The following is a 13090-nucleotide window of genomic DNA, read 5'->3' on the forward strand; positions in this document are numbered from 1 at the left end:
TGAGGGCTAAAGCCTTACGGATCCCTCCACACCAAAAGGACAATCAAACATGCTGCCCCCTTCGACTTCCAGCGCCCCGCTCGACGCAGGCTCCTCTTATCCCGCGCGGCATCAGGCCTTACTGGAAGAGTACAGCAGGTTGCTGGAAAAACTGCGAAACACGCCCTCCACCGCCAGCGCCTTGACCAATACCTACCTCAAGCCACATCCCGGCTCGCCTCTGGACCTGGATGCAAAAAACCCGTCCATCGCCCGAAAACTGAAACTGACTCTACGCCCGGACGGGCAGTTCAGCCTCGCCCGGATGGCACTTTATTACGGTATCTCCCCCTGGAATCCTGCCGATAAAGAGGAACACCAAGCCGCATTGCGCGCCCTGGAAGAAAAGCGCGCCCGTCATGGGCTGCAATTGGAACGCGGCATTGACGTCGACTCGCTGGCCTGCACTCCGAACCTCGAGGAACACCAGGCTTTGCGGAAAAGCCGGAGCTTACCACCCAAAGAACGCTTGCCCCTCTCGACCCTGCTGGGCCGTCTGACCGAGAGCAAAATCCGTGAAGCCATCAGACAGTTCTTGCCGGCGTCAGTCAAATCGCTGATCGGCCATCTCGCGAAAAATCTCGCCTCCGATATCACCGCAGCGCGCGTTCGCCAGACCCCCACCGTGTACCTGGAGCAAATCCTTCAATCGGCCGACGCCAGCCAGCTGGCGAAGTCGCTGCTGACAAAACTGGGATGGTACGGCAGCGACACTGAACAAGACGATTCACCGCTCGTTCGCAACAAACTGCTGAGCAGGGCAATCCGCTTGTGGGAGCAACGTGACACTGATGCAGAGAGAGATATCGCCGGGTATCCCTGGCATCAGCGCTCCAACTACGGGAAAAGCTACCAGGCCATATGGAGCGAGTTCGAAGACCACCTTCTGAGCAGCAATCGGGTCACTTCGGAAATCGAGGCGGTCCTGCTGGCCTGCCTGTACCGCTGCGAATTTCCAATCGACTTCCATCGCTCCGACACTCCCGTCGACCTGCCTTATAGAAGCTCTCTGGTCTGGGTGAACTTTGTCCATGGACTTCATCTGGCTGACGCCATCGAACCGGACCGTGTGCCCCACATGACATTCCAGCAACTGGTTGACTTTCCTCTGGAGGAATCCACAGAAGCCACTGAACAGGAACTGGATATCGTCGCCTGGAGCAGGATTGCTCCCGCGATGGACTGGGCTGTCGCCAACGGCATCGTGCAAGAAGACAGAAACGCCGAATACAGCGAGTCCACCAAGAAGCGCGTAATGGAGGCCCTCGACCAGCATACAGAGGTGATGAAAACCACTTTGAAACAACTGGATATCGATCCGCCAAAACGCTGGGAGATCGCAGACCGGGAAATCAAGAAAGTATTCGGTCAACAGGTGTTCACCAGCGATGGTCGAAAACTGGTCAGATACCTGGGGCCCGACACGGGTTCAAGGTTCGTGCCGGATCTACGACAGAAAAGCGTGTCCTTTCGCGATGTCTATATGTGGAAGGGACATAAAGACAAAACCTGGCTCATTACCGGATACGATGGCGAAAGTGTCAGCACCGCCCGTTTCAGCATTCGATCGGACGGAAGCATTGAAACGACCGCCAAATGGATCCCGGAAGCCATCCGGCTCAGGACACTGCCAGATGTCAATGTGTTGTTCGAGAGTCAATACAACACCTATCTCAACATGATAAAAAGTGCCTACCGGCAATTACTGATCAGCCTGTTCAGCCATCTGCCCCATGATGATCGTCTGGCCATCGAATACGGTGAGACAAAAATCTACACCGTGAGATCGTCGACCAAAGACCTGGAAGCTTCCCAGGAGAAGCCCTCACTCACAATGCCGTTGAGGCTGCGAATGGGCTTTATCCTTTCCATGACCTACAACGACCGGACCTGCTGGTATGAATGCCTGCCGCGCGCCGGAATCATTCGCCAGCGCACCGACTTCAACGCGGACATGCTCAACGGTCGCCTTACAACCGAAGAATGGCGAATTCGCGGCAAGGTGCGGGTGACCGTGCGGCGTGGCAAACCCGTACCACTGGACTGGGATGCCTACGAAATCGGCCGCGCACCAAAGAAAGAGGCCACATGCATCGCCATCATCGAACAACTGGGCGTGACCTTTCCCCCTGAAGCGCCGACGGGTCATCCCCCTGCCATCACCTCCAAGCGCGCCTCGGAGATCGCGTTATTCATCGCACGCGACCACCTCTATGTAGCGGAAGACAAGCTTTACGCCAACGCACGGCAGCAGACAGAACTGGAGAAGGCGGAAGAGAGGCGTCATACCCTGCTTATCAAGATCGGGAAGTGGGTACCCTTCTTTGGCAACCTCGACGATCTTCATTCCGATGATCCGCGAAAAAGCATTAACGCAGTCTTCGGCATGTTCACCGACACACTGTCCTTTGCCCTTCCTCTTGGAAAATTCGTTTCCGGCTCTGCAAGACTCGCCTCCACCGCTGTTCGCCTGGGTTACAAACAGGTACTGCCACAGTTTTCCCGCCTGACCCAAAAACTACTGATCACGTCCTTACGCAACTTCAACCCGCTGGATGGCGCGCCTACTCTGGGGAAAGTACTGGTACATGGACTTTATGCCGTGAACCGGCTGGCACTGCGGGCCGCCATCAGGCAAATCAACAGGCTGACCGGGAGAGCTGGCTCATATGACTTCGTAAAAGGACTACCGCAAGTCACGGACCCGGGCAGCTACAAGCTGCTTGCCGCTTCTGACAACCTGGTCTCGACCAGAGGGTTCGATGACCTTCCGGCTCGCAGAGTCGACAGCGCGACGCTGCTTGATTATCGAATGCTTGATCCGATGACCGACAAACCCTTTGGACCGCCCCTGGCCGACAAGCTTTACCGGTTGTCGCTGGGCCGCTCTGCCTATCGCCCAATTCAAAAAACCGATCAGCACGTCTTCGTCGAAGTGGCAGAACACGCCAAAATCCGCGAGTTGCCGGAAATCGATGGCCAAATGACCGTTTATATCGACAACGTACCCTATCGACTGGATGGCGACTGGTTGCGCCGTATCGAACTGATTGATGAAAGTTCGAAGTTCAAACGCACTTCCTGCCGTATCAAACGCGCACCAGGGAGTGACATTTGCGTTAATGAGTTCATTACTGGCGATCCCCATCCCGATACCCCGCCGCTTCGCTCATTTGACCCGAACAAAGGTTATGCCCCCTGGTTTGGTGAACGGTTGTGCACACCACAAGCGCGGCATTCAGTAGAGGGGGAGTATTTCCTGCGCGATGGTTGCCTCTATCATTTGTTGAATGGCGAACCGAAGAGGTGGAAGGGCGATTTCACACAATTGGGTTTCGCCCAAAAAAAGCCGGTACCCAAAGACGTAATCCTGGCCGACGTGCAATTTCAAAAGGGCATTTATGTACGCATAGAAATCCAGGGAAGCTATCAAGACAGCAATGAACTGCACCGCATAGGCGCGATTGTCGTACCGTCTCTCGTTACCTCCGACAATCTCCTCTTTACTCGTGTAAATACCGATAAATATTACCTGGCGACGTTTCCTGCAGATAAAGACCTGAGCGAGCTGCAGACGCTCACTATGAAACAACTATCTCAAGACGATCTCATGGAAGGCACACGGGGTGCCGAGCTGTTGCGAACGTATGAAGGCTCACTGACCGCCAACAACCTCGCGGCGATCTACGGTACAGATGCAGTCGAGCGTGCAATGAAAACCATGGAGCGAATCGCTATCCCCTTGGGCACCCCCCCAAACCCACCCGCCAATATGCAATGGATCAAACTCGATACCAGCCCCGGCGAAGCCCTGATGTTCGATCAAAGGACGAGAATGATCGTCACACAATCGTCCGAAGGCGCAACAACATGGTCACGCAGCCATGAAGCTTCGGAAACGTTGCGCCAACGAACAGCCGAAATTTTCGACACATTGTTCATGGAGCAGACGATCCCTCAGAACACAGAAAGTCTGTTCAGGATCGATCGCACGATGAAAAAGCTCAATGACCTGTTGCCTAAATCACAACGACGTTCCAACCCCAGAAACATCGCGTATGCAGAAGTCATCAAGACCGATGGAGTCAGGGAGGTCTATGTCAGTGTTTCCGGGGCACAGGGCACAACAGGAAAACTGCCTCTGTTCAAAACCTATCTGGGAGCCGAGCACGTCCAGAGAGGCGACGCGACTTACTTCAATGTCGACTTGAGCGGTCCACCCACCCCAAGTGGCCTTCTGATGGATAGCCATGAGAATCTTCTGGCCATTCCGAAAACCTATCCCGAACTGCCAGCGGTACCCACTTCACTGGACAGTGAAAGCAAGTTGATCAGTTTCATCCACCGGAAATATCCCGATAAACAGGCCATCCGCTCAGTCAACATCGCAACCACCATGCCGCCCTGCGAAGCTTGTGCGGTGATCGTAAAGGCGTTCGGTCATACAGGCGCTAATGATTGGCTTAACGTCATCTGGAGATAACCTACAACCGCTGCAAATGCCCATAAAGCTTGGCGTACAAACCACCCTCGGCAATCAGTTGCTGATGGTCGCCATCTTCGGCCACTTGCCCACCGTCGAACACCAACACCCGGTCCGCCTGCTTCACTGCTGACAGGCGGTGGGCAATGATCAGCGTGGTGCGGCCATTCAGGAACCGCGCCATGGCCTGGTGCAGGTTGTATTCGGTGGCGGCGTCGAGGGCCGATGTCGCTTCGTCGAGGATCACCACTTTGGGTTCCGCGAGGATCATCCGCGCGATGGCCAGCCGTTGGCGCTGACCGCCGGACAGACGCACGCCGGAGCGGCCGACAATGCTGTCCAGCCCATCCGGCAAGGCGCGGATAGTGGGCTCGAGCTGGGCGATTTCCAGCGCCTGCCAGCAGGCTTCGTCGCTGCGGGTACGGCCCATGGTCAGGTTGGCGCGCACAGTGTCATTGAACAGCGCCGGATGCTGCAGCACCACCGCGACATTTTCCCGAACCGTTTCCAGGCCGATTTCCTGTTGGGTCGAGCCACCGAAACGGATCGTCCCGGCCAGTGGCGTGTACAGGCCCAGCAGCAATTGCACGAGGGTACTTTTGCCGCCGCCACTGGCGCCGACAATCGCCACTTTCTCGCCGGGGGCGATGGACAGGTTCAACTGATCCAGCACCAGTTCGTCGCCGTAACCGAAGCTCAAACCCTGCACCTGAATCCCGACGGTATCGCGGCCCTTGAACGGGTCAACGCCGCCGGTGTATTGCGGCTCGTCGGCGCGGGCCAGCAGTTCGTTGATCCGCGCCAGCGCGCCACCTGCCGCGTAATAGGCGTATTGCAGGTTCAGCAGTTGTTCGACCGGACCGATCATGAACCACAGGTAGCTGAACACCGCGAGCATCTGCCCGATCGACAGGTCGGAAAACAGCACCGTGAGCATCGCCGCCGCGCGGAAGATGTCGATACCGAACTGGAACAGCAGCCCACTGGCGCGGTTCGAGGCGTCGGTCTTCCACTGCGAGTTGACCGCGTAATTGCGCACTTCCTGAGCCCGCAGGCCGAGACGTCCGAGGAAGAAGCCCTGCCGGTTGCCGGCACGCACTTCCTGAATTGCATCAAGGGTTTCGCTCAGCGCCTGGGTGAAGCGCGAGGTGCTGTCGTTCTCCAGTTTTTTCAGGTGTTTGACCCGTTTGCCCAACTGCACCGTGGCGTAGATCACCAGCGGGTTGAACAGCAGGATCAGCAATGCCAGTTTCCAGTGCATCCACATCAGGATGCTGGCGGTGCCGACCAAGGTCAGCATCGCCACCAGAAAACGGCTGAGGGTTTCGCCGACAAACTTGTCGAGGGTGTCGAGGTCAGTGACCAGGTGCGTGGTAACGGTGCCGCTGCCCAGGCTTTCGTATTCGCCGAGGGAAATGCGCTTCAGACGCTCGATCAACCGCACGCGAATGCGATAAACGATGTCCTTGGCCAGCCGCGCAAACAATCGCGCCTGCAACACACCAAAACACAGCGCGCTGCAACGCAGGGTCAGCGTCACCACCAGCATCAGGCCGATGTAGCCCGCCGCCTGCTGCCACATCGAGGGCAGCACATGGTTCATCACTTTCAGCGCGGCATCGCCGTGGCCGAGCAGGACTTCGTCCACCAGCAACGGCAGCAGCAACGGAATCGGCACGCTGCACAGCGTCGCCAGAACGGCCACGCCGTTGGCGATCCACAGGGATTTTTTGTGATGAAGCGCCAGTCGCCGGACCTCAGCCCAGCTCAGCCGGTCGACACGCTTGACGGCTGGCGTGTCATCGGCCGGGTCAGACACAGGCGGCGCGCTCCAGCCATCGACCGAGCAACGGAGACAGTTCACTGAGCGGCTGGTAACCGTTGGTCAGCAACGCCAGTTGGCCGTTGCGTTCGGCGAGCAGGGTCGGAAATCCGGCAATGCCCAGATCCTGAACCCAACTGAAATCGGCCTGGGTCGCCTTGTGTTGATCGGCATGATCGAACAGGGCAGCAAATTCGATGCGCGGCACGCCAGCCTTCTCTGCCAGATCCACCAGAACGCTGGCCTGGGTGACATCGCGACCTTCCGCGTAAAACGCCTGCTGGATCAACCCGACCAGTTTCCACGCGCAATCCGGCGCCAGGCTGCGGGCGGTGACGATGGCCCGGCAGGCAGGCTCGGTGTCGTAGACAAAACCGTCCGGCAACGCGCCTTCAAATTTGAACGGCTGGCCGGTGGCCTCGTTGACCGCCTGCCAGTGTTCGAGAATGTAGCGCCGGGTGGTCGGCTCCAGCGCCGCACCACTGCCGGTACGCAACCCGCCGACCACCAGGTGCAGTTCCACCCCGGCTGCCTGCGCCTGCTCCACCAAGGCCTTGGCCACCGGGGCAAATCCCCAGCACCACGAACACATCGGATCCATCACATAGAGCAGGCGTGCAGACATGATTAAGCCTCGGTGGATGCTTGCTTATAGTTGTAGCCGATCGGGTGCGGCATGTTGCGCGCCTTGGCCAGTTCGATCTGTTTCTGCCGGTCGATGGCACTGCGGCGGGTCTTCTCGCTCAGGGAATTCCAGCAGTGCGGGCAACTGATGCCGGCCACGTAATGCTCGGAAGCACGATCCTCGACACTGACCGGGGTGCGGCAGGCATGGCACTGATCGTAGTCGCCTTCGCTCAGGTCATGACGCACGGTCACGCGGTTGTCGAACACAAAGCAGTCGCCCTGCCATTTGGTTTCTTCCTGCGGCACTTCTTCGAGGTACTTCAGGATCCCGCCCTTGAGGTGGTAAACCTCTTCGAAGCCTTCGCCGAGCATGTAGCTCGAGGCCTTCTCGCAGCGGATGCCGCCGGTGCAGAACATCGCGACCTTCTTGTGCACGGCCGGATCGAAGTGTTCTTTGATGTAGTCGGGGAATTCGCGAAAACTGGTGGTTTTCGGATCGATGGCGCCTTCGAAGGTGCCGATCGAGACTTCGTAATCGTTGCGGGTGTCGATCAGCAGCACTTCCGGGTCGCTGATCAGCGCATTCCAGTCCTTTGGCTCGATGTAGGTGCCGACCTGCTTGTTCGGGTCGACGCCTTCGACGCCCAGGGTCACGATCTCTTTCTTGAGCTTGACCTTGGTGCGATAGAACGGCTGCTCGTCGCAGTACGATTCCTTGTGATCGATATCGACCATGCGCGGATCGTTGCGCAGCCAGGCCAGCAGGCCGTCGATGCCTTCGCGGCTGCCGGACACCGTGCCGTTGATGCCTTCTTCGGCGATCAGCAAGGTGCCTTTGATGCCGTTGTCGACCATCGCTTGCAGCAGCGGCTCGCGCAGGTTGACGTAATCTTCGAGGGTGACGAACTTATACAGTGCCGCCACGACAATCGGTTGTGTCATGGGTATTTCTCCAGGTGGCTACCCTCGTAAAGGGTGAACCGGATGCGAAAAAAAACGCGCCGGGTCAGCGGCGCGTTGCGGATTCTAGCAAAAAACCTCAGTTCATTGCTGCAAGGCTCAATGCTTGCTGCCGCCGGCACAGGTCGGCGACGCCGGAGCGACGCCTGTCTCCGCCCATTCCTGCGGGGTGTAGGTGTGCAGCGCCAACGCATGAAACTCGCCCATCAGCTCGCCGAGCGTGCCGTAGACTTTCTGGTGGCGCTTGACCCGGTTCAGGCCTTCGAACTGCGCGCTGACCACCACTGCCTTGAAGTGGGTCTGCAACCCGCGACTGTGCATGTGGCTTTCGTCCAGCACTTGCAAATGCTCAGGCTGAAGCAGTGCGAGCGTCGATTCGATGCGTTGTTGCATGGTCATCACGAACTCCGCTTACTTCTTCTTGGCCGCAGGCGCGCCTTTCGGCGCCAGCTCGTTGGTCATGTCGTCCAGCAGCTTGTTGACCACCGGCACGGCGCTTTCCAGCTTGGCCTGAGTCATCTGGGCCGATTGCTGGGTCAGCTGCGGCATTTTTTCCAGGACTTTCTTGCCCAGTGGCGACTGGTAGAACGCGACCAGGTCTTTCAACTCGGACTCGCTGAAGTTGCTGGTGTAGAGCTTGACCATGTCCGGCTTCAGTTTCTTCCAGCCGATGGCCTGGTCCAGAGCGGCGTTGGCCTTGGCCTGGTAGGTATCCAGTACGGCTTTCTTGGATTCCGGCGCCTTGGTCTGTTCAAAACGCTGGGCGAACATCTGCTGAACCTGCATATACACCGGAGTGCCCAGCTTGTCAGCGTGTGCCAGGGTCAGGAAAGCTTCGGCACTGGCGTTGTGGCTGGCGGTATCGGCAAGCACCTGGCCGCTGGCGCAAACCAGGGCAACCGCGGTACAGATGGCACGAAGACGAGTCATCGAGTTTCCTTTTCAGCTAGGCGAGGTAAAACCCCAAGGGCGACCATTCTGCGCCTGAATAACGCTGCGGCTCAAGCCCCGGCCCTTGCCGCGCTTGATTGGCGGGGGCCGGCGGGTCAACAATCGACCGGATGGAACCACCCGGAGCGAACCGGGCCTAAACTGCGCAAACAGACCAACAGGAGTGTGCACGATGAGCCGTATCGAAACCGACAGCCTGGGCCAGATCGAGGTCCCGGACGACGCTTACTGGGGCGCTCAGACGCAACGCTCGCTGATCAACTTCGCCATCGGCCAGGAACGCATGCCATTGCCGGTACTGCACGCCCTGGCCCTGATCAAGAAAGCCTCGGCCCGGGTCAACGACCGCAACGGCGACCTGCCTGCCGATATCGCCCGCCTGATCGAACAGGCCGCCGACGAAGTGCTCGACGGCCAGCACGACGACCAGTTCCCGCTGGTGGTCTGGCAGACCGGCAGCGGCACGCAAAGCAACATGAACGCCAACGAAGTGATTGCCGGCCGTGCCAACGAACTGGCCGGCAACCCGCGCGGCGGCAAGACGCCGGTGCATCCCAACGATCACGTCAATCGCTCGCAGAGCTCCAACGACTGCTTCCCCACCGCCATGAGCATCGCCACCGCACAAGCGGTGCAGACCCAACTGCTGCCGGCCATCGCCGAGCTGTCGGGCGGCCTGGCCGAACTGTCGGCGCGGCACATGAAACTGGTGAAGACCGGTCGCACCCACATGATGGACGCCACGCCGATCACCTTCGGTCAGGAGATCTCCGGTTTCATAGCGCAGCTGGATTACGCCGAACGGGCGATTCGCGCGGCGTTACCGGCGGTCTGCGAACTGGCGCAGGGCGGCACGGCCGTCGGCACCGGGCTCAACTCGCCCCACGGTTTCGGCGAAGCGATTGCTGCCGAGCTGGCGGCGCTGTCCGGCTTGCCGTTCGTCACCGCGCCGAACAAGTTTGCCGCCCTCGCCGGCCACGAGCCGCTGACCACCCTGTCCGGCGCCCTGAAAACCCTCGCCGTGGCGCTGATGAAAATTGCCAATGACCTGCGTCTGCTGGGCTCCGGCCCCCGTGCAGGGTTTGCCGAAGTGCGCCTGCCAGCCAACGAGCCGGGCAGCTCGATCATGCCCGGCAAGGTCAACCCGACCCAGTGCGAGGCGCTGTCGATGCTCGCCTGCCAGGTGCTGGGCAACGACGTGGCGATCGGTTTCGCCGCCAGTCAGGGTCACCTGCAACTGAACGTGTTCAAACCGGTGATCATCCACAACCTGCTGCAATCGATCCGCCTGCTGGCCGATGGCTGCAGCAACTTCCAGCAGCACTGCATCGCCGGGCTTGAGCCGGACGCCGAAGTCATGGCGAAACATCTGGAGCGCGGACTGATGCTGGTGACGGCGCTGAACCCGCACATCGGCTACGACAAATCGGCGGAAATCGCCAAGAAGGCTTACAGCGAAGGCAAAACCTTGCGTGAAGCGGCGCTGGAGCTGGGCTATCTGACCGATGAGGAGTTCGATGCCTGGGTGCGGCCGGAAAACATGATCGAGGCCGGTGCCAAGGGCTGAGTCATGCCGATCCTTCCCGTGCCCGGCGCGGGAAGGGTCATCCGACCAACAGTTTCGCCCGCCGCGCCTTGAGCCCGGCAATCAGCGAAGGCCCCAGCGCCACCAGCGCCGACCCCAGCACCACCAGCACCGCCCCGCCATACCCCAGCAGATTGATTTGCTCGGCATGCACATACTCAGGCCACACCCTCGCCGCCACTGCAACCGCACCGAACGTCACCAACGGTGTGATCGCGAGTGTCGCGCTGACCCGCGAAGCCTCCCAGTGCGCCAGCGCTTCGGCAAACGCGCCGTAGGCGATCAGGGTGTTCATGCAGCACGCCAGCAGCAGCCAGCCCTGCAACGGGCTCAGTGACAGCGCTTCAAGCGGATGCACCCAAGGCGTCAGCAACAAGGCGCAGAACAGGTAGATCACCATCATCACCTGCAGCGAATTCCACACCGTCAGCAATTGCTTCTGCCCCAGCGCATAGAAGGTCCAGACGGTCGACGCCAGCAGCACCAGCAACACGCCGGCGGTGTAGTCAGACAACGACGTGAGCAATTCCGCCAGACGCTGATTGAAGAACAACGCAAAACCGATCAGCAGCACCGCCAGGCCAATGCCCTGACCGATACTGAAGCGCTCCTTGAACACGAACAGACTGGCGATCAGCAACATGATCGGCCCCATCTGCACCACCAGTTGCGCGGTGCCGGGGCTGAGCAGGTTCAGGCCCATCAGGTACAGCACATAGTTGCCCACCAGCCCGAGCACCGCCATCAGCACCAGCCAGCCACCCTTCGGCCCAAGCACCTTGCGACTCGGCAAACGCTTGGTGGCCGCCAGATAGATGAACAGGCAGCCGCCGGACACCAGCAGGCGAAACCAGGTCACCGTGACCGGGTCCATCACCACCAGCACCTGCTTGAGCTTGATCGGCAGGATTCCCCACAGAAATGCCGTCAACAGCGCCAGGAACATGCCGTACACCCAACGACCCGATGAAACGTGCATGAGCACCCCAAGCGCCAGAAACAGGAGCGTTCATTCTAGGCGCACAGACCCTGTGTGACACAGGATCAGTTGCGCTCCAGCCGTAAATGAAACGTTGCAGGTCGCAGCGAAAAATTGACGATGGGCCGTTGATCGGCTGCCCGGGCAAGCCAAGTGGTTCAGGCATAAGCTGATTGGATCCGGCCCGGGACATCATTCACCAAGGAGCCCCGTCATGTTAGGCATGCGCGCCCAGGACACCGCCCCCGCCACGCACTTTCGCAGCGACCGCGTATGCCGGGTCAACGGGGAACTGTATTTCAGCACCCGGGAGAACACCCTCGAAGGCCCGTTCGACAGCCTCGAGAAAGCCGAGGAGGAAATCCGCGCGTACATCGCGCGGATGCAATTGATGGATTCCGGCAGACCGGCCTAGCGCACCGCCTCAAACAGGCCCGTCGCGCCCATCCCGCCGCCCACGCACATGGTCACGATCCCGTAGCGCAGATTGCGCCGCTGCAACTCGCGCACCAGATGCCCGACCTGCCGTGACCCGGTCATGCCGAACGGGTGACCAATGGAAATCGAGCCGCCGTTGACGTTGTACTTCTCGTTGTCGATTTCCAGCCGGTCACGGGCGTACAGGCATTGCGAGGCGAACGCTTCGTTCAATTCCCACAGATCGATATCCGCCACCTGCAGGCCTTTGGCCTTGAGCAGTTTCGGCACCGAGAACACCGGGCCGATGCCCATTTCGTCAGGCTCGCAACCGGCCACGGTGAACCCACGGAAAAACGCTTTCGGTTTGAGCCCCAGTTGCAGGGCTTTTTCCAGGCTCATCACCAAGGTCATCGAAGCGCCATCGGACAACTGCGAGGAGTTGCCGGCGGTCACCGAACCGTCCTCGGCGAACACCGGTTTCAAGCCGGCAAGGCTTTCATAGGTGGTGTCCGGACGGTTGCAATCGTCGCGATCAACGATGCCGTCAAGGATCTGCACTTCGCCGCTGTTCTTGTCTTCAACCCGGTACTTCACCGTCATCGGCACGATTTCATCGTTGAACAGGCCGGCTGCCTGCGCTTGAGCGGTGCGGATCTGACTCTGCAGCGAGTAGCGATCCTGCGCCTCGCGGCTGACGCCATAACGGCGCGCCACCACTTCGGCGGTCTGGCCCATGGTGTAGTAGATGCCCGGCGTCTGTTGCTTGAGCAGCGGGTTGATCAGGTGATCGGTATTGACGCTCTTCAGCGTCAGGCTGATCGACTCGACGCCACCGGCGACGATGATGTCGCTGCAACCCGACGCGATCTGGTTGGCGGCAATCGCGATCGCCTGCAACCCCGAAGAACAGAAACGGTTGAGGGTCATGCCGGCGGTGCCGGTGCCCAATTGCGAGAGCACCGCCACGTTACGGCCGATGTTGTAGCCCTGGGCGCCTTCATTGGAACCGGCGCCCACGATGCAATCCTCGACGCTGGCCGGGTCGATGTCGTTGCGCGAGAGCAACGCATTGACGCAATGGGCCGCCATGTCATCGGGACGGGTCTGGTTGAACTTGCCGCGAAAGGACTTGGCCAGGCCGGTCCGTACGCTGTCGACGATCACCACTTCACGCATGGCATACCTCATTGTTGCAGTCGGTTGGGAGTGGACCGAGCATAAGTC

General features: G+C 59.5%; 10 protein-coding genes. 3 read left to right on the top strand and 7 right to left on the bottom strand.

The window, feature by feature from the left end; genetic code table 11:
- The first annotated feature begins 49 nt into the window (after positions 1 to 49).
- The gene (locus tag ACKJSM_RS08270; protein ID WP_410237198.1) at positions 50 to 4522 is read left to right on the top strand and encodes a hypothetical protein; all 4473 of its coding nucleotides are present in this window, start codon (positions 50 to 52) and stop codon (positions 4520 to 4522) included.
- Between the two features lies 1 nt (position 4523).
- Here ACKJSM_RS08270 and ACKJSM_RS08275 read toward each other — a convergent pair whose 3' ends face one another.
- The 5 genes from ACKJSM_RS08275 to ACKJSM_RS08295 form a co-directional block, all read right to left on the bottom strand.
- Positions 4524 to 6341, bottom strand: a complete 1818-nt coding sequence (locus ACKJSM_RS08275) for an ABC transporter ATP-binding protein (protein WP_410237199.1) — start codon at positions 6339 to 6341, stop codon at positions 4524 to 4526.
- A complete protein-coding gene (locus tag ACKJSM_RS08280; protein WP_410237240.1) occupies positions 6334 to 6936 on the bottom strand; it encodes a DsbA family protein in 603 nt (200 codons plus the stop codon). Before ACKJSM_RS08280 ends, ACKJSM_RS08275 begins: the two co-directional genes overlap by 8 nt.
- A gap of 35 nt (positions 6937 to 6971) precedes the next feature.
- A complete protein-coding gene (locus tag ACKJSM_RS08285; RefSeq protein ID WP_410237200.1) occupies positions 6972 to 7913 on the bottom strand; it encodes a rhodanese-related sulfurtransferase in 942 nt (313 codons plus the stop codon).
- A gap of 117 nt (positions 7914 to 8030) precedes the next feature.
- A complete protein-coding gene (locus tag ACKJSM_RS08290) occupies positions 8031 to 8330 on the bottom strand; it encodes a BolA family protein (RefSeq protein ID WP_007950896.1) in 300 nt (99 codons plus the stop codon).
- Between the two features lie 12 nt (positions 8331 to 8342).
- Entirely contained in the window at positions 8343 to 8861 is a 519-nt protein-coding gene (locus ACKJSM_RS08295; protein ID WP_236177999.1) for a DUF2059 domain-containing protein, read from the bottom strand.
- 193 nt (positions 8862 to 9054) lie between these two features.
- Here ACKJSM_RS08295 and ACKJSM_RS08300 point away from each other — a divergent pair, with 193 nt between their 5' ends.
- Complete coding sequence (locus ACKJSM_RS08300; RefSeq protein WP_410237201.1) at positions 9055 to 10449, top strand: class II fumarate hydratase; 1395 nt, start codon at positions 9055 to 9057, stop codon at positions 10447 to 10449.
- A 37-nt stretch (positions 10450 to 10486) separates the two neighbouring features.
- On the opposite strand, the gene ACKJSM_RS08305 is transcribed toward ACKJSM_RS08300, so the two are convergent.
- Positions 10487 to 11446 carry a DMT family transporter gene (locus ACKJSM_RS08305; protein WP_339487324.1) on the bottom strand — a complete coding sequence of 320 codons (960 nt, stop codon included), beginning with the start codon at positions 11444 to 11446 and terminating at the stop codon, positions 10487 to 10489.
- A 214-nt stretch (positions 11447 to 11660) separates the two neighbouring features.
- Between ACKJSM_RS08305 and ACKJSM_RS08310 the strand changes: the two genes are divergently transcribed.
- Positions 11661 to 11861, top strand: a complete 201-nt coding sequence (locus ACKJSM_RS08310) for a DUF6316 family protein (protein WP_236177998.1) — start codon at positions 11661 to 11663, stop codon at positions 11859 to 11861.
- On the opposite strand, the gene ACKJSM_RS08315 is transcribed toward ACKJSM_RS08310, so the two are convergent.
- Positions 11858 to 13042 (bottom strand): thiolase family protein, encoded by a 1185-nt coding sequence (locus tag ACKJSM_RS08315; RefSeq protein ID WP_064598470.1) that lies wholly within the window; start codon positions 13040 to 13042, stop codon positions 11858 to 11860. The genes ACKJSM_RS08310 and ACKJSM_RS08315 overlap by 4 nt on opposite strands.
- Between the last annotated feature and the right edge of the window lie 48 nt (positions 13043 to 13090).

Origin of the sequence: Pseudomonas sp. PHC1, from assembly GCF_046487845.1 — a bacterium.
GTDB classification, from domain to species: Bacteria; Pseudomonadota; Gammaproteobacteria; order Pseudomonadales; family Pseudomonadaceae; genus Aquipseudomonas; species Aquipseudomonas sputi.